This window comes from Halosimplex pelagicum (genome assembly GCF_013415905.1).
GTDB classification, from domain to species: Archaea; Halobacteriota; Halobacteria; order Halobacteriales; family Haloarculaceae; genus Halosimplex; species Halosimplex pelagicum.
This window is the reverse complement of sequence record NZ_CP058909.1, coordinates 3135631-3153272: the sequence shown is the minus strand read 5'-3', so window position 1 is coordinate 3153272 and position 17642 is coordinate 3135631. Positions and strand designations below refer to the sequence as shown.

Sequence of the window (17642 nt, the reverse complement as noted above, 5' to 3'; positions counted from 1 at the left end):
CGGGGACTCTGATTACAGATTGTCTAAGTAATCCCTCCGTTGTTCCATTCGTTCTTGCTCGGTACGCCGGTCGTAGTGCTGTTCGATGACTTTCGGACTCACGTTCGCCCGATCACTGACCACCCTGTCCGGCATATCGCTGTTCAAGCTGTGCGTGATACTTCCTCGACGGATAGCGTGCGGGCTGACGCTTGACGGGCATTTCGAAGCGGCGTCACGAACGGTCGCCTCGCAGTCGTCCGGGTCGCGGTCGTGCGGGCACTCCTCTCCGTGAGCGCATGGCCGCGTCCATCGGTACACGTACATTCGCAGCGTCGTCTTCTGTAGCCGCCCTTCACGTGAGGCCAGCAACGGTTCTCTGCCGTGGTCGTCAGTGACGTCGGGTCGCTTGTTTTCCAGCCAGTCGTCGAGGAGCTCGCAGATATCGTCTGAGAGCGCGACGAGTCGCTCACCGTCGCCCTTGTTCTTGATCGGCGTCTCCGCGTCCGGTCGGTGCCGAACTTTCACGTACTGCTCGTCAGCGTCGTAGTCGTCGACGTCCATCGCATGAACGCCGCCAACCCGCATCATCGTGTGCCACATCAACGTGAGCGCAACGTGCTGTGGACCAGCATACTCGTACTTCTCCAAGTGCGAGAGGACCGATTCCGCTTGCTCGCTATCGAGCATCACGTCCCGCGAGTTCTCGTCCGCCGTGATCGTCGGCGACAACACCTTCTCGCTGAGGTCCTGTTCGACGCCGTCCACGGCTTCGAGCCAGCGGACGAACGATCGCAGGGAATCCATCTGCGTCTTCTCGCTGACCTTGTTCAAGTCTCCGTCCTCACGCCGCCAGAGCCGGTACTCGTGGAGTTGCCGGCCGGTGAGCGTGTTGAGATTCTCGATGCCTTGCTCGTGGCACCAGCGGACGAAGTGCCGAAGTCGGTAGTCGTGGCCCTTGAGCGAGGCGTCCGCAAGTTCCGCTTCCTTATCTTTGAGATACAGTTCGAGCGCTCTTTCCGGTTCGATTGGTTCGAGACTCATCGTTTGATTTCTCCGAGTAAGCGAACCCATGAGCCCCGGTTACTATTCATCACAGAACAGCCACTACAGCCACTCAAACGGCCGAAATTAAGAGTTGTCACACCCAATACCAAGCGCCTGCAGCGCCCATGGATTTTCGTCGAGATAATCGCAAGACAGTGAGTGGATTATCAGTCGAACGACCGGGTATCGTGCTTTCGTTCGATAGTCGAACGACGGGTGGTGCATCGGTGAGGCTCGCGTCCGCTCAAACGAGTCACTACAGAGAAAATCAATCGTTGATCGAACTTCTCGTGGCGGCTGTCGAGTTAATAGGGCAGTCGAGGCGGGAGCGACAAGAGACGACGAAGATGCAGGTCGAAGAGTACGAGTTACTCGTTTTCGAGCGCGTCGTAGATGTCTCGGTTCGACTCTCGATCGGCCGCCGCGACACGCCGAACTAATTCCCGACGGATGTCCTCCATCACTTCGTCGAGCGGAGAAGCGGATTCTGTCCCTTCTTCAGTGGCCATGTCTGAGTAGATGTCTCGAACGCGGTTAATCGTTCGGGTCCGACAGATCGTCGGTCAACTGTTCTAGTCCGTACCGAACGAGGTCCTCGCGCCAGTCCTCGATCTCGCCTATCAGGTCCAGTTCTTCCGTGTGGGAGCGGAGATACTCGATAGTTCTTTCCTCATCGACGGTCGCCTCGTCGGTACCGAATTGCTTCAAAATAGACCTGATTTCGTCGTCGTACTCGAACCGGTAGCCATTGAGAAAATAGAACACGACCGCCGTGTTGAGCGAGGTGCGCTTGTTCGCGTCGACAAAAGGGTGATTCGCAACGAGGAGTCGGAGGAGGTGAAACGCCTTCTCGTGGAGCGTCTCCGGTACCGCACCGAAGCTCCCCTCTTCGATATAGTCCAGCGCGAATTCGATGTCCCCTCGGTTCGCCACACCGGAGTCGGTATCGGGATACTCAGAGACGATGTCGTCGTGGATAGCGAGGACATCCTCAACCGATGGATACCACAACGAGTCTGCCATTCGTCCTAAGCATCAATTCCGAACCGGCGTAATCTTTGTCATGGGTAGGATAGAGAGTTGTGCCAGAGGCCACGTTTCATCCCTCCGATTTCGGTTGCTTCACGCCTGAAAGGTCGATTCGTCCGACAGTCGAACCGGACCCCGCAGCGCCCATTCCTTCGCCGCCCGACTCGGATACAATGCCGTTCGTCCGGTAGCGGCGCCGATATTCTGCAACACCGCGCCCCCGGGGTCGAGAAACCACGAATACGTACCAGCCGTTGCCTCTCTGTGCCGCCCGTGATAGCTTCCTTAGGGAGGACATTTCCAGACTGGTCGTCCGCGTGGTTCGCCGTGGTGATTCGAGTTCGATCGGGTCGCCGCTGGGCCTTTGAGCGCCCCACCACGAAGCACGGCCGACATCGAGACCGTAGCGGTCGTCGACCGCCCGCTCACAGGGCCCCACAGTCGTTCACACGATAGGACAACCCCCGACGACCAGATCGCAGTCACGCCGGCGATCCGAATGTGCCGGGTGTACGCTCTCGTACCCCGGTCGAGTAGCCGATCGCATGGCACTCACGTTCCGGGGTGAAACCGAGGAGACGGACCGACTGCTCGCGCTCTCGGACGGCGTCGTCGCGATCGCGATCACGCTGCTGGTGCTCGACTTCTCCGTGCCCGAAGTGCCACCGGGCGCGTCGTCGGCGACCGTCGAGACGCTCGTGTTCGACCAGTGGGACGAGTTCGTCGGGTACGCGCTCAGTTTTCCCGTGATCGGGCTGTACTGGACGCTCCACAGGCGCGTGTTCGTTCACATCGAGGAACACGACCGAGGAGTGCTCTGGCTGAACCTGTTCTTCCTGTTCTTCGTGGCGTTCGTCCCGTACGGCACGAGCGTGTTCAGCGCCCATCCCGACCGATTCGGTGTCTCGTTCGTCGCGGGGGTGCTCGCGCTCACGGGGCTCAGTCTCGCGCTGCTCTGGGTGTACGCGTCGCGGAAGCGCCTGCTCGAAGCGGGGCTCGCCTCTCGGGCCGTCAGGATCCAGGCCGCGCGGTTCCTGGTCTCGCCGCTGGTGTTCGCGCTCTCGATCGGCGTTGCCGCACTGGACGCGAGGCTGGGAATACTCACCTGGGCGCTGCTCGTCCCGATCAACGCCGCCCTGAACTCGCGACTGGTCGAGGGTATCGAGGCGGAGTCCGACGCGGCCGGGGAACCGGGTCCGTGACCGCTCGGGTCGCCCCGGCGTCAGTCCGCGCGGCGCTCGTGGATCAGCTCGTCAGCCGTCCTGACGGCGTCGGCCACCCGCCGGGGCGTGGCGTCGACGGGCTCCAGATCCATCCCGTGCTCGCAGGCGACCTCGCCGACGGCCGTCAGGTCACCCTCGCCGACGCCCAGCTCGGCCAGCGTCACGTCGAGGCCGATCTCGAACAGGAGGTCGAGCACGTCCGCGACGGTCCCGGGTTCGGCGTCGCGGGCGAGGAGTTCGGCGACGGTGCCGAAGCCGACGAGCAGGCCGTGGGGTTCGCGGACGCCGGCGTTGGTGAGCCCGATCTGGACGGCGTGGGCGCCGGCGGTGCCGCCGCTCTCGAAGCCCAGCCCGGAGAGGAGGGTGTTGGCCTCGACGACGCGCTCGACGGCCGGGGTCACGGCGTCGCGGCGGACGGCGGCCAGCGCGTCGGGGCCGTGCTCGCGGACGCGGCGGTAGGCCTCCTCGGCGAGCGCCCGGGCGGCGAAACTCGACTCGCCGTCGGCGTCGGTCGGGCTACCGGTGGCGGCGACGGCCTCGGCCTCGAACCGCGTAGCGATGGCGTCGCCCATGCCGTAGGCGAGGAAGCGGGCGGGCGCCGCGGCGACGACGGCGGTGTCGACGAGGACGAGTTCGGGGTTACGGTCGCGGTAGCGGACTTCGCGGAAGTTCCCGGCGTCGTCGTAGACGACGGCGACGGTGCTCGTGGGCGCGTCGGTGCTGGCGATGGTCGGGACGACCGCCATGGTCGCGTCGATTCGGTCGGCGACGGCGGTGGCCACGTCCATCGCGACGCCGCCGCCGACGCCGACGACCAGGTCCGCGCCGGCGGCCGCGGCGGCGTCGACGTGGCCGTCGAGGGCGGGGTCGGTACAGCGGTCGACGCCCGGGGCGGTGTGGACCACGTCGATCCCGGCGTCGGCGAGCCCGGCCGAGACGGCGTCGCCGGCGGTCGCGAGCGCGGTGTCGCCGCCGAGGACGAACGCGCGTTCGGCGTCGAGGCGGTCGAACTCGGCGCCCGCGTCGTCGAGGGCGCCGGCGCCCTGGACGTAGGCGCGGGGGGAGACGAAGCGTCGGTGCATGGCCGGCGGTGGGGCGGGGAGGGGCTAAAGGGTTCGGTCGGGCCGTCGCACCCGGGACGGATCGGGCGCGACGAGCCGGCGAGTTCCTCGGTCGCGCGAACGCTTATCGGGGTCACGGCCGACACGCAACCATGACCGAATCGGACCGGATCGTCGTGTTGAACCAGCCCGCACACGGGGTCCCGGCGAGCGAGTACGCCGCGGAGCTCCGGTCGCGGCTCCCGAGTTACCATGTCAAACTCCCGCGGACGGAGGGGGAGACCCGGGAGACGATCGGCACGGCCCGGATCGTCACCGGGATGCACATGGACGAGGAGCTGCTCGCGCGCGCCGACGACCTCGAACTGTTCGCCGGCGGCTCCGCCGGGGTGGGTCACCTGCCGCTCGACGCCTTCCGCGAGCGCGGCGTCGCCGTCACCAACGCCTCGGGCGTCCACGGCCCGAACATCGCCGAACAGGTGATCGGGTGGCTGCTGGGCTTCGCCCGGCGGCTCGACGAGGGGTGGCGCCGCGAGCGGGAGCACACCTGGCAGCACTTCCGCGGCGGCGAGTTTCAGGGCTCGACGGTGACGGTCGTCGGCATGGGCGCCATCGGCGAGGCCGTCGTCGAGCGACTGGACGGGTTCGGCGTCGAGACGATCGGCGCCCGCTACAGCCCGGAGAAGGGCGGCCCGACCGACGAGGTCGTCGGGTTCACCGACCGGGAGGCGTTCCAGGGGGCGCTGTCGCGCTCGGAGTACGTCGTCGTCGCGGCGCCGCTGACCGACGAGACGCGCGGGCTCGTCGGCGACGGCGAGCTGTCGGCGATGCCGCCCGAGGCCGTCCTCGTCAACGTCGGTCGGGGGCCGATCGTCGACACCGAGGCGCTGGTCGACGCGGTCCGCGGAAACAAGCTCGGGGGCGCGGCGCTGGACGTGACCGACCCGGAGCCGCTGCCCGCTGACCACCCGCTCTGGGAGTTCGACAACGTCCGGATCACGCCGCACAACGCCGGCTCGACGCCGAACTACTGGGATCGACTCGCCGACATCCTCGTGGAGAACGTCGAGCGGATCGAGGACGGACGGGCAGACGGCCTCCGGAACCAGGTCGTCACGCCCGGGGAGTGACGGGGCGGTCGGCCCCGCGGCCGCGCCGTTCGCGTTCGCGCGACCCGCGCACGCCACCAGCAGCTATTTTCCCGGACGGTCCCAGGCACGGGTATGACCGACGGCGACGAGGCGCGGCTGTATCCGAACCGCGAGGGGCGCGGTGGGGCAGCGGATGGCGCCGGTGACGGCCGAGCGAACGTCTCCCGCCGGGGGTTGCTCGCGGGCTCGGCGACCGCTGGCGCCGCGCTCACCGCCGGCTGTTCGGGCGACAGGTCCGACGGCGGGACGGCCACCGCCACCGCGGACGGCGACGCCACCGGCGGCGACACGGTCGTCGTCTTCAACACGGGCGACGCGACGGTGAGCCTGGTCGACCCCGCCCGCGACGAGGTGGTCGACACCCAGCACGTCGGCCTGTCCTCGTCGTTCCCGTCGAACCAGTACGCGCCCGACCTGACCACCGCTCCCGAGGACCCGCTGTGGCTCAACGTCGGCCGCGGCGTCCGCGCGGTCGCGGCGGGGTCGCTCTCGGAGGTCGCACGCGTCGAGACGGGGTCGGGGTCGAACTGGCAGGAGCTGACCCCCGACGGGGCGAGCGTGGTCGTCAGTGCCCGCGAGCCCGCCCACGCGAACCTCCTGGTCGACGCCGACCGCGGGTCGGAGACGTTCGGCGAGGCGACCGCCGAACTCGACCGGACGGACGAGGGTGGCCGCGGCGACCGCGAGGGACCGGGGCCCTGCGACGTGACGGTCCACCCCGACGGGGAGTTCGCCTACGTCCCCGATCTCTTCGGCGACACGTTGACCGTCCTCCGGCTGGACCCGTTCGAGATCGAGCGGCAGGTCGACGTGCCCGCGACGGGTGGCGACGGCGGAAGCAGCGGCGACGCCGCCTCGGCGCCGTGGATGGGGACGGTCGCGCCGAGCGGCGACCGCCTGATAGTCGAGCATCGGACGGGGACCGAGAGTCTCTGGGACACGAGCGATCCCGCGAGCCCGGAACTCCTGGCGCAGCTGACCCCGGACGCCGACGGGCTCGGGGAGGGCGCGCTCACCAGCGAGGTCGGCCCCGACTCGCGCTACGGCTACGTCTTCACGCCGGGGACGGACGACGTGTCCGTGATCGACATCGAGGCCCAGGAGGTGTCCGGCCGCATCGAACTCGGCGGGTCGGCGTTCGCGGGCACCTGGGACCCCGCTCGCGAGAAGTTGTACGTCCCGGTCCAGACGAGCGACGAGGTGGCAGTGATCGACGCCGACTCGCGAGAACTGGTCGAGCGAATCTCGGTGGGGTCGGCCCCCTACGGCGCGACGGCGGCCCGCGTCCGCCCCGAACCCGACGGGTCGGCGAGTCTGCTCGCCGCGATGGCCGCGGTCGGCCTCGACGCGGGCGAGGCCGACACCACCTACTGCATCGGCAACTGCGCCTGCGGTCACAGGCTCCGACCGCTCGAAGAAAGCGCCGGGCCGCGGCTCAGTGGACGGTGACCTCGCCGTCCTCGACGGTGATGTCGAGCAGGCTGGTCGCCTCGTAGTCGGTGTCGTCGAGGGCGCTCTCGCCGACCTTGTTGAGCACGACGACGATGTCGGCCACGTCGGCGCCGATGTCGTCGAGCGCCTCGGTGATCGCGGCGAGCGTCCCGCCGGTCGACAGCAGGTCGTCGACGATCAGGACTCGGTCTCCGTCCTCGATGTCGTTGATGTACATCTCCGAGGAGGAGTAGCCCGTCGATTTCTCCAGGGAGACCTCCTCGGGCAGGCCGTACTCGCGCTTGCGGATGACGACGAGCGGAACGTCGGTCTGCAGCGACAGGGCGGTGGCGACGTGGATGCCCATCGCCTCGGGGGCGACGATCTTGTCCACGTCGAGGTCGGCGTTGCGGACGATACCGACGACGACCTCGCGCAGCAGTGCGGGGTCGAGCATCGGCACGCCGTTGCTGATGGGGTGGACGAGGTACTCGTAGCCGCCCTTGTCGATGATAGGTGCCTCGTGCAGGGACTCGCGGAGCCGTTCCATGCCTGCCGGTATCCGAGCGACGGGAAAAAGCTCCTCATTCGCCGGCCACGGCGGCCGGCGGTCGGGCCCCGAAGTCGGCGTGGCGGAGCCGCCCGGACGGGGCGACCCGCGTTACTCCGGAACCGAACCCTCGACGCCCTCGACGTAGCTGCTCATGTCCTGGAACAGCGTCTCGTCGTCGGCGTCGGCGAACTTGCTGTCGGCCCACACGTCCGCGTCGCCGCTCTCGATGGCCGAGTGGGTCTCGTCGACGCTCGATTTCACGTCGTCGGGCACCTCCGGTCCCCACTCCGAGAGGCCGATGATGTCGCTTTCGAGCCCCTCGAAGTAGAAGTCCGACTCCCACGAGCCGTCGTGGACGGCTTCGAGGGTGGGACCGTAGAACTCCTCCCAGTTCCAGATCGGGGAGGTGACGTAGTTGTCGCCGCCCTGTTCGAGCATCGGCGCGTCGTAGCCGGTCGCCCAGATGTCCGCGTCGGCGGCGGCCTGGACGGCCGCGGCGGAGTCCTGGTGCTGGGCCATCACGTCGACGCCCTGGTCGATGAGCGCGTTGGCCGCCTCCTGCTCGGTGGGCGGGTCGTACCACGTGTTCGTCCAGCGCACCTTCGTCGTCGCCTCGGGGTTGACCGACCGCGCCCCGAGCGTGAAGGCGTTGATGCCGCGGACGACCTCCGCGATGGGCAGCGCCGCGACGTAGCCCAGCGAGTTCGCCTCGGTCAGCATGCCGGCGGCGATGCCGGCGAGATAGCGCGCCTGGTACATCCGGCCGAAGTACCGGCCGAGGTTCTCGCTGGTCTGGTAGCCCGAGCAGTGCTCGAAGAGGGTGTCGGGGCTCTCCTCGGCGACCGACACCATCGTGTCCATGTAGCCGAACGTGTTGCCGAAGACGATGTCGTAGTCCTCCTGGACGTACTGCTCGAAGACGGTCCGCGAGTCGGCCGGCGCGACGGCCTCGGTGTGGGCCGTCTCCAGCCAGTCGTACTCCTCGGCGACGGCCTGGCGGCCCTGGTCGTGGGCCCACGACCAGCCCTGGTCGCCGACCTCGGAGTTGTAGACGAACGCGGCGCGGACGGTGTCGCTACCGTCCGTGCCGCCCCCACCGTCGCCGCTCGTGGCCGTCCCGTCGCCGCCCGACGAACAGCCAGCCAGTCCGGTCGCGCCCGCGAGTCCCAGTGCCTTGATCGCCCGTCGTCGTGTGATGTCTGTCGCCATGTTGTGTCCCGTGACTGTCGCCGCCGGCCCGCGACCCGTCGACCGGGCCCGGCCGACCGCTCCTCGTCCGATAGGCACCCGTGGGAATTGATAAGGTTGCCTATAGCGGACTGCGTAGCTCTATTAGGACTATCGAGACCCTCTAGGGTCGGCCGCCTGGGAGCCGCTACCCCGCGAACCACTCCCACGGCGGCCGTCGCGGAACGGTATCTTCAAGGACGTTCGAAGCCGTCCGGTATCGTAATGGACGAGGACCCGTTCCTCCGGATGTCGGGCGTCCGAAAAGAGTTCCCGGGCGTCGTCGCCAACGACGACGTCGACTTCTCCGTCCGCCGCGGCGAGATCCACGGCCTCCTCGGCGAGAACGGCGCCGGCAAGAGTACCCTCATGAAAGTGCTCTACGGCCTCTACGACGCCGACGCCGGGAGCGTCCACCTCGGCGGCGAACCCCTCGATCTGGACTCGCCCCAGGACGCGATCGATCGGGGCATCGGCATGGTCCACCAGCACTTCAAGCTCATCCCGCGACTCTCCGTCGCCGAGAACGTCGTCCTCGGCGAGCGCGAACCCGCCGGCCCGTTCCGCGATCGGGGCGGAACCGGCGGCGCAGACGCGGGAGGAACCGACGCCGAAGGCGATTCGGACGGCTGGCTCCCCGACGCCGTCCGAACGAATCGAGTCGCCCGCGCCCTCGCCGAGCGGTTCACTATCGGCCTCGACGCCTCCGCCGCGGAGATCGAGGCGCTGGCCGACGACTACGGCTTCGACGTGGACGTGCGCGCACCGGTCGCCGAACTCGACGTGGGCGAGCGCCAGCGCGTCGAGATCCTCAAGGCGCTGTACCGCGACGTGGATCTCCTGATCCTCGACGAGCCGACGGCGGTGCTCACGCCCAACGAGGCCGAGCGGCTGTTCGAGACGCTGCGGACGCTGGCCGACAGCGGCATCTCGATCATCTTCATCACGCACAAACTCGGGGAGGCGACGGCGATCACCGACCGGGTGACGGTCCTTCGCGAGGGCGAGACCGTCGGCACCGTCGAGACGGGATCGGTCGACCAGGCCGAACTCGCGCGGATGATGGTCGGCCGCGAGGTGCTGTTCTCGCTGGACAAGGAGCGCGTCGAACCCGGCGATCCCGTGCTCGACGCGAACGGGCTGCGCGCCGAGGACGACCGCGGCATCGAGGCGCTGTCCGGCATCGACCTCTCCGTTCGAGCGGGCGAGATCGTCGGCATCGCCGGCGTGAGCGGTAACGGCCAGCGCGAACTGGCCGAGGCGCTCGCGGGCGTCCGCGACCCGACCGCCGGGACCATCGCGGTCGGCGGGCGCGACCTGACGGGCGAGCCGGCGCGGGCGTTCGTCGACGGCGGCGTCTCGTTCGTCCCCGAGGACCGCCACGAGTACGGCTGCGCCGAGGAGCTGTCGGTGATGCACAACGCGGCGCTGAAGGAACTGCGCGACGACCGCTTCGACGACGGCCCGTTCCTCGACTACGACGAACTGGCCCGCTACGCCGAGGAGATCGTCGACGAGTTCGACGTGCGCGGCGTCCACGACGTGCGCGAAGTGCCCGCCGGCGATCTCTCGGGGGGGAACCTCCAGAAGCTCATCCTCGGCCGCGAACTCGTCCGGGACCCGGATCTCCTCGTCGCCCACCAGCCCACTCGGGGCGTCGACGTGGGCGCCATCGAGTTCCTCCGCGAGGCGATCCTGGACCAGCGTGCCGAGGGCACCGGGACCGTCCTCATCTCCGAGGACTTGGACGAGCTGTTCGACCTCTCCGATCGCCTGCTGGTCATCTACGAGGGCGAGATCGTCCACGAGACGACGCCCGAGGCGGCCGACCGCGAGCGCGTCGGCATGCGGATGACCGGCGGGGTCGACGCCGACGGCAGTGGGCCGGCGTCGGAGGCCGACGCGGACGCCGACGCCGCCGACCGCGCGATGACGGACGGCGGGGGCGTCGGCGCAGATGGCGACGCGAGCGGGGGTTCCGGCGGTGATCGGCGGTGAACCTCTCGGTCGAACTGGAGGCCCGCGAGGACGTGCCGGCGTGGCTGGTCTACGGGACGCCCGTGTTCACCGTGGTCGGCGCGCTCGCGCTGTCGGCGGTCGCGCTGGTCGCGCTGTCGGTGAACCCGGTGGCCGCCTACGGGACGATGTTCGTCGAGACGCTGACCAACCCCTTCGGACTGCGCCAGACCGCGACGCGGACCGTCCCGCTCGTGCTGGCCGGCCTCGCCGTCTACCTCCCGCTGCGCGCGGGCCTGTGGAACGTCGGCGCGGAGGGACAGCTGTACATGGGCGCGATCGTCGGCACGTGGATCGGCGTCAACGTCTCCCTGCCGATGGTCGCGCTGATCCCCCTCGCCATTCTGGGGGCGGGGGTCGCCGGCGGCCTCTGGGCGGGGATCCCCGCCTACTTGCGGGCGAAGTGGGAGGTCAACGAGATCATCACGACGCTGCTGCTGACGTTCGTCGCCGTCCAGATCGCCAGCTACCTCGTCCGTGGGCCGATGCAGGGCGGCCTGGGCAACATCCCGGGGAGCGCGGAGCTGCTCGACGCGGCGAAGTACCCGACGATCCCCGTTCTGGAGGTCCACGCGGGCTTCCTGGTCGGCCTGCTGGCGGTCGCGGCGACCGCGGTCCTCGTCGCCCGGACGCGGATGGGCTTCGAGGTGACCTTCGTCGGGTCGAACCCGCTGGCGGCCGCCCAGGCCGGGATGAGCACCGCCCGCGTCTACCTGTTCGTCTTCCTCGTCGGCGGCGCGTTCGCCGGGATCGGCGGCTTCAGCGAGATCTCCGGCGTCCAGGGGCGGCTCCGGCCGGCGTTCTCGCCGGACTACGGGTTCACGGCGATCCCGATCGCCCTGCTCGGCCGGAACGGCGCCGTCCGCGTCCTGCTGGCGGCGGTCTTCTTCGCCGTGCTGTTCGTCGGCGGGTCGCGCCTGGAGGTGTCCTACGGCGTCCCGGCGGCGCTCGTCGACGTGATCCAGGCGCTGGTCATCCTCTGTCTGATCACCGCGGAGTTCTTCAAACGCTACAGCGTCGACCTGCGGGTCGAGCGCGAGCCGACGCCGGCCGACGGCGAGCCCGGAGGTGCGGCCTGATGGTCGGGTTCGCCGCGGGGCTGCTCGACGCCGCCGTCCGGGCGTCGACCGTCTTCATCTTCGCCGCCCTGGGCGAGATCATCAGCGAGCGCGGGGGCGTGCTCAACCTCGGCGTCGAGGGGATGATGCTCGTCGGCGCGCTCGGCGGCTTCGCCACGACGGTCGTCACCGGCAGCTACTGGCTCGGGTTCGCCGCCGGGATGGCGATGGGCGCGGCGCTCGCGCTGATACACGCGTTCCTCTGTATCACGCTCAAGTCCAGCCAGGTCATCAGCGGCGTCATGCTGACGCTGCTGGGGACCGGCCTGACCACCTACTTCGGCACCGACTGGGTCAACGAGTCGATCGACGGATTCCCCCAGATGACGCTCCCGCTCGTCGGCCAGTACCTCGTCGAGATCCCCCTCGTCGGCGAGGCGCTGTTCCGCTCGACCGCGCCGGACTTCATCGCGCTCGCGCTGGTTCCGACGGTGTGGTGGTTCCTCTTCCGGACCAACCTCGGCCTCGAAGTCATCTCGGTCGGGGAGGACCCCGAGACCGCCGACACCATGGGCGTCGACGTGTTCAAGATGCGCTACCTCTGCGTCCTGCTCGGGGGCGCGTTCGCCGGCGCGGCGGGCGCGCACCTCTCGCTGGCGTTCTCGCAGCTGTGGGCGACCGGGATGGTCGCCGGGCGCGGCTGGATCGCGGTCGCGCTGGTCATCTTCGCGCAGTGGCGCCCCGAGCGGGCGCTGGTCGGCGCGTACCTGTTCGGCCTGCTCGACGCGCTCCAGCTGCGGTCGCAGGGCATCGACCTGGCGCTCGACGCCGGCGCGCCGCTGGCGGGCGTCGTCAACCCCCTGCTGGAGCTGTTGATGCATCCGACGATCATGTCGACGTACCCCTATCTCGCCACCATCGTCGTGCTAGTCGTGACGGTCGTCCGCTTCGACGACTCGCGGCTCGGCGCGCCGAGCGCGCTGCTGAAACCGTACAGCCGCGAGACGGACTGAGCGTCCGGGCCACCGCCCACCGGCGGTCTCAGGCCTGCTGGATCCGGTAGGGGTGGTCGACCTTGAACGCGCTGTAGGCCAGCACGCCGTGGGCGACGAGCATGACGGCCAGGAAGCCGACGTTCCACAGCGGGTTGTTGTACCAGATCAGGTCGAGGCCCCACGAGCCGTCGATAAAGGGCCACAGCGGTTCGATGGGCGTCGAGATGTCCGGCGCCGACAGCATGTCGGCGAAGATGTGGCTCAGCCAGCTGACGAGGACGGCGCCGGTGGCGAACACGAACATGCTCGAGGCGTCGAACCGGTCGCCGTCGACCCACTCGTCGACGCGGTCGGTGAGCAGCCAGGCGGCGAGGGCGCCGATGACCAGCGCCGCCGCGACGGCGAAGACTATCGTGTGCGTGAGCCCGTGATGGTGGAACGAGTCCGGGAACGCCATCGCGAGGTACTTGTCCCCGTCCGGTATCGGTGCGACGAACACGGCGATGGCGACGAACACGGCGCTGACGCGGTCGTGCCAGACGAACCACGCCGGGAGCGCCCACAGCAGTGCCATCGCCAGGTGTCCCATTACGTCGACCATAGCGGCCGCGCTTGGGCGCCGAACGGGATAGCCCGGCGGCCTGCAGGCGCAACTGGCCGCGGGCCTCGAACGGGGCAGCTACTCGCGCGGGCTTCGGCCCCGAAGCGCCGCCAGCTCCGCGCGCGTGTTGACGTTCGTCGTCGCTTCGGCCAGCGGCGCGTCGACCGCGTCGGCCGCGACCCGCTCGACGACCAGTTCGTCGAGCAGCGCCATCAGCGCGTCCCCCCGGGAGCGGTCCGCGAGCGCGTTGACGACCGCAGACCGGCGATAGAGGGTGTGGAGCGGCTGGTCGTAGCCGTCGACGACCGGCACGACGGCGTCCACGCCCCCGCGGTCGCCCGTCACCTCGTCGGTGTCGACAGCCGCCAGCCGCGCCCGGAGCGCCCGGACGCTCGCGGGCGAGACCAGCGGCATGTCGCAGGCGCAGACGAACAGCCACGGTGCGTCGGTCGCCCCGGCGGCGGCGGACAGTCCCGCGAGCGGCCCCGACAGCGAGGGGTCGTCCCGGACCGGCTCGACGGCGCGGTCGCCGAGCGCGTCCGCCAACCGGTCGGCCTGCGCGTCCGTCGCGACCGAGAGGAGCGGCGGTTCCCCGGTCGCTTCGGCCACGGCGTCGACCGCTCGGGCGACGAGCGGCCGCCCTGCCAAGGTCGCGACGGCCTTGTCCGCGTCGCCGAAGCGGGTGCTCCGACCGCCGGCGAGGACGACACCGCGGACGCGCGGCCGGTCCGGGTCGCTCATGCCTCTCCCTGGGACCGCCTCGGATTTGTGGCTGTCCATCGTCGTCGTCCGGCGGCCGCGACCGCACCGGCGCTCGGCCGTCGCGGGCGAAGCGGCCACCGGCCGCTCCCCGAACCGGTGACGCGGAATTTACAAGCCGCCGGGCCGCCGAGTTCGGGTATGCAGGTCCTGGGGATCGTCGGGCCGTCGGACTCGGGCAAGACGACGCTGGTCGAGCGCCTCGCGGCGCGCCTCGCCGACCGCGGACGCGTCGCGACGGTCAAGCATCTCAAAACCGAGCCGACCGTCGACACCGAGGGGAAAGACACCGCGCGCCACCGCGCCGCCGGCGCAACGGCGACCTACGGGATCACCGACGACGCCGGCTGGTTCGCCACCGGCGCCGACCGCTCGCTCCGCTCGACGCTCGACGACCTCGCCGCCGACTTCGACTACTGCCTCGTCGAGGGCTACAGCGACCGCCCGCTCCCGACGGTCGCGCTGGGCGGTCGCGACCACGCCGGCGAGCCCGTGGCGACGGCCGCCGAGGCCGACGCCGTCGACCTCGACTCGCTCCTCGCGGCGGTCGAGGACCTCGAACCGTACGAGTCGCTGACCTCGCTCGTCGCCGAGGCGAAGCGCTCGCCCGACGCCCGCTACGCCGGCGCCGTCGCGACGTTCACCGGTCGCGTGCGCACGCAGGAGGGGCCCGAGGACGAGCCGACCGAACATCTGGAGTTCGAGAAGTACGACGGCGTCGCCGAGGAGCGGATGGCGACCATCCGCGCGGAACTGGAGGCCCGCGACGGGGTGCAGGAGGTGCGGCTGCACCACCGCACCGGCGTCGTGGAGGCCGGCGAGGACATCGTCTTCGTGGTCGTCCTCGCGGGCCACCGCCGGGAGGCCTTCGAGACGGTCGAGGACGGTATCGACCGGCTGAAAGACGAGGTGCCGCTGTTCAAGAAGGAGGTCACCGTCGACGACGCGTTCTGGTCGCACGAGCGGTCGGAGTAGCGGCGGTCGCCCGGTGATCCTAGCTATTTAGGTATGGAATCTTTGTCGGTGAGGGGAGTACAGTTACGGAATGGAACGCGCTCGCTCGACGACGAACTCCGGCGGGACGGTCTCCGAAGTGGAGTTCGAGGTTCGAGACGCCAAGTATCCGTTCGTCGGGGCCTCCGAAGCGGAGGCGTGTACGTTCGACCTCGCGGAGATGGTACCGCGACAGGACGGGGAGTACGCGGAGTTTTTCAACGTGACCGGCACCGAGGTCGAGCGGGTCGCCGAGCGGGCCGAGGAGTACGAGACGCTCGACGCGACCGTCCTGCGGGAGTGGGACGGCGGGGGCCTCGTCGAGTTCGCCGTCGCCGGCGACTGCCCCGCCATGTCGCTGGCCGAACACGGCGCGCTGCCGCGGCAGGTCCGGAGCGCGGACGGCGTCGGGCGGATCACCGCCGAGATCCCGCCGCCGTACGAGGCGTCGACGGTCATCGACTCGTTCCTCGACGACACGCCCGAAGCGGAACTCGCGTCGAAGCGCCGGGTCGACTCCGTGACGCCCATCTTCTCGAACGTGGCCTTCGAGGAGGCGCTCCGCGTCTACCTCACCGACAGACAGCGCGAGGTCCTCGAAGCGGCCTTCGACGCGGGGTACTACGAGTGGCCCCGGGAGGCCACCGGTGAGGAGGTCGCCGAGGGGCTCGGCATCACCTCGGCGACGTTCTCCGAACACGTCCACGCCGCCGAACGGCGCCTCTTCTCGGCGTTACTGTCCGGATCGGGCGACGAGTGACGACCGGCGGGAGTCGCTGACCGGCGCGGAGGCCGGGGTCGGGCCCACCGAGACGGACGGCGACCCCGGGTCCGCGTCAGGTCATTTCGTCGCGCCGGAGCGACGCGCTCACGCTGCCGTCAGCTGCGACGGTCACGTCGCAGGACCCGTATCGGAGTCGGACTGGCGGGTCCGCGGCGGTCGAGTCGGCTCCGCGGCGACGGTCGGCGAGCCGCGCGATCGTATCGGGGTCGAGAGCGTCGTACACAGGTTCCATTTCGAGGGGGCCGCGGTCCGTCTCCGCCGCGACGGCCCGGACCACGTCCAGGAGGATGTCCGTCACGTCGCCCGTCCGCCCGAGGTCGGTCGTCGTCTCGATCCGGTCGGCGTCGAGTGGTTTGTCGGTCCGGAACATTATCGATAGCTGGTTGTCGTCGGTTACACCAGCGGCGGGAACCGTTAAACTCCGGTCCCTACAGTTCGAGGGTCGCCCCGCCGAAACCCCGCCGGCCGCGGCGCGGTCACCGGTCGGTCTGGACGTCCCGGCGGAGGGTCACCCGTGTGACTCCCACCGCTGGACGGTGACCGACTCGCCGGCGGCGACGCCTTCGAGGCTCTCGGGGACGACGACCCAGCCGTCCGCCGCGGCGACCGAGGAGAGCACGCCCGCGCCGCCCCGCACCGGCTCGACGCCCCCGTCGCCGGTCTCGCGCACGCGGACGAACGAGCGCACGCCGACCTCGCTCGCGATCTTGCGGTCGAGCGTCGCCGCGAACTCGGGGAACGGCTCCGGGTCGAACCCGCCCGCCTTCGCGACCGCGGGGCGCAGCAGTTGCACGGCGGTCACGAGACAGGAGACCGGATATCCGGGCAGCGTCAGCACCGGCGTGTCGTCGACGACGCCGTAGCCGACCGGGTGGCCGGGTTCGAGCGCGACGCCGTGGCCGAGCACCTCGCCCAGGTCGGCCACCACGTCCGCGATGAGGTCCCGTTCGCCCACCGAGGAGCCGCCGGTAGTGACGACGATATCGTGGTCGGTGTCGCGCTCGACCGCCTCGCGTAGCGCGCCCTCGTCGTCGCCGACGATATCGCGGTAGGCGGCCGCTCCGCCCCAGCGCTCGACCAGCCGCGAGACGGTCAGTCCGTTGGTCTCGGTCGTCTCGCCGTAGCCGGGGTCGAAGTCGACGAGCTCCTCGCCGGTCGGTATCACGCTCACCGTCGGTCGCTCGCGGACGGCCACCGAGCGGTGGCCGCCGGCCTTCAGCAGTCCCAGATCGGAGGGGCGCAGCCGGCGGCCGGCCTCGAACAGGCGGTCGCCCGCCGCCACGTCCTCGCCGGCGGGCGCGACGTTCTCGCCCGGCGGGACCGCGGCGAACACCTCGACGCGGTCCCCTCGCGACTCGGTCTCCTCCACTTTGACGACGGCGTCGGCGCCGTCGGGCATCGGACTGCCCGTGTGGACGTAGCGCGCGCGACCGGGCCCAACGTCGCCGTCGGTCTCGTCGAGGGCGACCGGCGAGCGGTCGCCGGCGTCGTGCGTGTCGGTCGCGCGGACGGCGTAGCCGTCCATCGCCGCGCGGTCGAACCCCGGAACCGCCCGGGTCGCGGCGACCGCGTCGGCGACGGTCCGCCCGTCGGCGTCGGCGACGGGGACCGACTCGGCGCTCGCCGGCGGGCCGACGACCGACAGCAGCTGTTCGCGCGCGGCGGCCAGCCGCGTCACCTCCGTGAAGCCCTCGTGTCCCATTGGCGGCGGTTCGGCGCCGGGGGCCTAAAGGGG

The 17642-nt window shown here is 69.9% G+C and carries 19 protein-coding genes; 8 read left to right on the top strand and 11 right to left on the bottom strand.

Going from position 1 to position 17642, the window contains the following annotated elements:
• Window positions 1–12: 12 nt before the first annotated feature.
• From HZS54_RS15755 to HZS54_RS26790, 4 genes are all read right to left on the bottom strand, one after another.
• Window positions 13–1023: a tyrosine-type recombinase/integrase gene (locus HZS54_RS15755; protein WP_179918049.1), complete on the bottom strand. Its 1011-nt coding sequence runs from the start codon at window positions 1021–1023 to the stop codon at window positions 13–15.
• Between the two features lie 371 nt (window positions 1024–1394).
• On the bottom strand, window positions 1395–1535 hold the full coding sequence (locus tag HZS54_RS15750) for a hypothetical protein (RefSeq protein WP_179918048.1): 141 nt from the start codon (window positions 1533–1535) through the stop codon (window positions 1395–1397).
• A 25-nt stretch (window positions 1536–1560) separates the two neighbouring features.
• Window positions 1561–2049: a type II toxin-antitoxin system death-on-curing family toxin gene (locus HZS54_RS15745; RefSeq protein ID WP_179918047.1), complete on the bottom strand. Its 489-nt coding sequence runs from the start codon at window positions 2047–2049 to the stop codon at window positions 1561–1563.
• A gap of 76 nt (window positions 2050–2125) precedes the next feature.
• Window positions 2126–2494: a PD-(D/E)XK family putative nuclease gene (locus tag HZS54_RS26790; RefSeq protein ID WP_484496835.1), complete on the bottom strand. Its 369-nt coding sequence runs from the start codon at window positions 2492–2494 to the stop codon at window positions 2126–2128.
• A 106-nt stretch (window positions 2495–2600) separates the two neighbouring features.
• On the opposite strand from HZS54_RS26790, the gene HZS54_RS15740 reads away from it, so the two are divergent.
• On the top strand, window positions 2601–3257 hold the full coding sequence (locus tag HZS54_RS15740; protein WP_179918046.1) for a TMEM175 family protein: 657 nt from the start codon (window positions 2601–2603) through the stop codon (window positions 3255–3257).
• A 20-nt stretch (window positions 3258–3277) separates the two neighbouring features.
• Here HZS54_RS15740 and HZS54_RS15735 read toward each other — a convergent pair whose 3' ends face one another.
• Entirely contained in the window at window positions 3278–4360 is a 1083-nt protein-coding gene (locus HZS54_RS15735; protein WP_179918045.1) for an iron-containing alcohol dehydrogenase, read from the bottom strand.
• 131 nt (window positions 4361–4491) lie between these two features.
• Between HZS54_RS15735 and HZS54_RS15730 the strand changes: the two genes are divergently transcribed.
• Window positions 4492–5469, top strand: a complete 978-nt coding sequence (locus HZS54_RS15730) for a D-2-hydroxyacid dehydrogenase (RefSeq protein WP_179918044.1) — start codon at window positions 4492–4494, stop codon at window positions 5467–5469.
• A gap of 93 nt (window positions 5470–5562) precedes the next feature.
• Entirely contained in the window at window positions 5563–6939 is a 1377-nt protein-coding gene (locus tag HZS54_RS15725) for a hypothetical protein (protein WP_179918043.1), read from the top strand.
• Here the strand turns inward: HZS54_RS15725 and hpt are convergent.
• A complete protein-coding gene (gene hpt, locus HZS54_RS15720; RefSeq protein WP_179918042.1) occupies window positions 6926–7471 on the bottom strand; it encodes a hypoxanthine/guanine phosphoribosyltransferase in 546 nt (181 codons plus the stop codon). The genes HZS54_RS15725 and hpt overlap by 14 nt on opposite strands.
• Before the next feature lie 111 nt (window positions 7472–7582).
• A complete protein-coding gene (locus tag HZS54_RS15715) occupies window positions 7583–8683 on the bottom strand; it encodes a BMP family ABC transporter substrate-binding protein (protein ID WP_179918041.1) in 1101 nt (366 codons plus the stop codon).
• 243 nt (window positions 8684–8926) lie between these two features.
• On the opposite strand from HZS54_RS15715, the gene HZS54_RS15710 reads away from it, so the two are divergent.
• From HZS54_RS15710 to HZS54_RS15700, 3 genes are read left to right on the top strand one after another with little or no spacing between them, the layout of a single operon-like run.
• The gene (locus HZS54_RS15710) at window positions 8927–10699 is read left to right on the top strand and encodes an ABC transporter ATP-binding protein (protein WP_179918040.1); all 1773 of its coding nucleotides are present in this window, start codon (window positions 8927–8929) and stop codon (window positions 10697–10699) included.
• Window positions 10696–11796, top strand: coding sequence for an ABC transporter permease (locus HZS54_RS15705; RefSeq protein WP_179918039.1), 1101 nt, complete (start codon window positions 10696–10698; stop codon window positions 11794–11796). The genes HZS54_RS15710 and HZS54_RS15705 overlap by 4 nt, the downstream gene beginning before the upstream one ends.
• Window positions 11796–12788 (top strand): ABC transporter permease, encoded by a 993-nt coding sequence (locus tag HZS54_RS15700; protein WP_179918038.1) that lies wholly within the window; start codon window positions 11796–11798, stop codon window positions 12786–12788. Before HZS54_RS15705 ends, HZS54_RS15700 begins: the two co-directional genes overlap by 1 nt.
• Window positions 12789–12816: 28 nt before the next feature.
• On the opposite strand, the gene HZS54_RS15695 is transcribed toward HZS54_RS15700, so the two are convergent.
• A complete protein-coding gene (locus HZS54_RS15695; protein ID WP_179918037.1) occupies window positions 12817–13371 on the bottom strand; it encodes a metal-dependent hydrolase in 555 nt (184 codons plus the stop codon).
• 78 nt (window positions 13372–13449) lie between these two features.
• Entirely contained in the window at window positions 13450–14112 is a 663-nt protein-coding gene (gene mobA, locus HZS54_RS15690) for a molybdenum cofactor guanylyltransferase (RefSeq protein ID WP_179918036.1), read from the bottom strand.
• Window positions 14113–14271: 159 nt separating this feature from the next.
• Here mobA and HZS54_RS15685 point away from each other — a divergent pair, with 159 nt between their 5' ends.
• A complete protein-coding gene (locus HZS54_RS15685; protein ID WP_179918035.1) occupies window positions 14272–15105 on the top strand; it encodes a molybdopterin synthase in 834 nt (277 codons plus the stop codon).
• Between the two features lie 70 nt (window positions 15106–15175).
• On the top strand, window positions 15176–15883 hold the full coding sequence (locus tag HZS54_RS15680) for a helix-turn-helix domain-containing protein (RefSeq protein ID WP_179918034.1): 708 nt from the start codon (window positions 15176–15178) through the stop codon (window positions 15881–15883).
• Between the two features lie 76 nt (window positions 15884–15959).
• Here the strand turns inward: HZS54_RS15680 and HZS54_RS15675 are convergent, their stop codons facing one another.
• Window positions 15960–16277, bottom strand: a complete 318-nt coding sequence (locus HZS54_RS15675) for a HalOD1 output domain-containing protein (protein ID WP_179918033.1) — start codon at window positions 16275–16277, stop codon at window positions 15960–15962.
• A 138-nt stretch (window positions 16278–16415) separates the two neighbouring features.
• On the bottom strand, window positions 16416–17609 hold the full coding sequence (locus HZS54_RS15670) for a molybdopterin molybdotransferase MoeA (RefSeq protein WP_179918032.1): 1194 nt from the start codon (window positions 17607–17609) through the stop codon (window positions 16416–16418).
• Window positions 17610–17642 lie beyond the last annotated feature (33 nt).

What these genes read in the sequence shown, in the direction of transcription:
- HZS54_RS15755 (WP_179918049.1), bottom strand. Translation starts at nt 1,023, where the DNA reads ATGAGTCTCGAACCAATCGAACCGGAAAGAGCGCTCGAACTGTATCTC.
- HZS54_RS15750 (WP_179918048.1), bottom strand. Translation starts at nt 1,535, where the DNA reads ATGGCCACTGAAGAAGGGACAGAATCCGCTTCTCCGCTCGACGAAGTG.
- HZS54_RS15745 (WP_179918047.1), bottom strand. Translation starts at nt 2,049, where the DNA reads ATGGCAGACTCGTTGTGGTATCCATCGGTTGAGGATGTCCTCGCTATC.
- HZS54_RS15740 (WP_179918046.1), top strand. Translation starts at nt 2,601, where the DNA reads ATGGCACTCACGTTCCGGGGTGAAACCGAGGAGACGGACCGACTGCTC.
- HZS54_RS15735 (WP_179918045.1), bottom strand. Translation starts at nt 4,360, where the DNA reads ATGCACCGACGCTTCGTCTCCCCCCGCGCCTACGTCCAGGGCGCCGGC.
- HZS54_RS15730 (WP_179918044.1), top strand. Translation starts at nt 4,492, where the DNA reads ATGACCGAATCGGACCGGATCGTCGTGTTGAACCAGCCCGCACACGGG.
- HZS54_RS15725 (WP_179918043.1), top strand. Translation starts at nt 5,563, where the DNA reads ATGACCGACGGCGACGAGGCGCGGCTGTATCCGAACCGCGAGGGGCGC.
- hpt (WP_179918042.1), bottom strand. Translation starts at nt 7,471, where the DNA reads ATGGAACGGCTCCGCGAGTCCCTGCACGAGGCACCTATCATCGACAAG.
- HZS54_RS15715 (WP_179918041.1), bottom strand. Translation starts at nt 8,683, where the DNA reads ATGGCGACAGACATCACACGACGACGGGCGATCAAGGCACTGGGACTC.
- HZS54_RS15710 (WP_179918040.1), top strand. Translation starts at nt 8,927, where the DNA reads ATGGACGAGGACCCGTTCCTCCGGATGTCGGGCGTCCGAAAAGAGTTC.
- HZS54_RS15700 (WP_179918038.1), top strand. Translation starts at nt 11,796, where the DNA reads ATGGTCGGGTTCGCCGCGGGGCTGCTCGACGCCGCCGTCCGGGCGTCG.
- HZS54_RS15695 (WP_179918037.1), bottom strand. Translation starts at nt 13,371, where the DNA reads ATGGTCGACGTAATGGGACACCTGGCGATGGCACTGCTGTGGGCGCTC.
- mobA (WP_179918036.1), bottom strand. Translation starts at nt 14,112, where the DNA reads ATGAGCGACCCGGACCGGCCGCGCGTCCGCGGTGTCGTCCTCGCCGGC.
- HZS54_RS15685 (WP_179918035.1), top strand. Translation starts at nt 14,272, where the DNA reads ATGCAGGTCCTGGGGATCGTCGGGCCGTCGGACTCGGGCAAGACGACG.
- HZS54_RS15680 (WP_179918034.1), top strand. Translation starts at nt 15,176, where the DNA reads ATGGAACGCGCTCGCTCGACGACGAACTCCGGCGGGACGGTCTCCGAA.
- HZS54_RS15675 (WP_179918033.1), bottom strand. Translation starts at nt 16,277, where the DNA reads ATGTTCCGGACCGACAAACCACTCGACGCCGACCGGATCGAGACGACG.
- HZS54_RS15670 (WP_179918032.1), bottom strand. Translation starts at nt 17,609, where the DNA reads ATGGGACACGAGGGCTTCACGGAGGTGACGCGGCTGGCCGCCGCGCGC.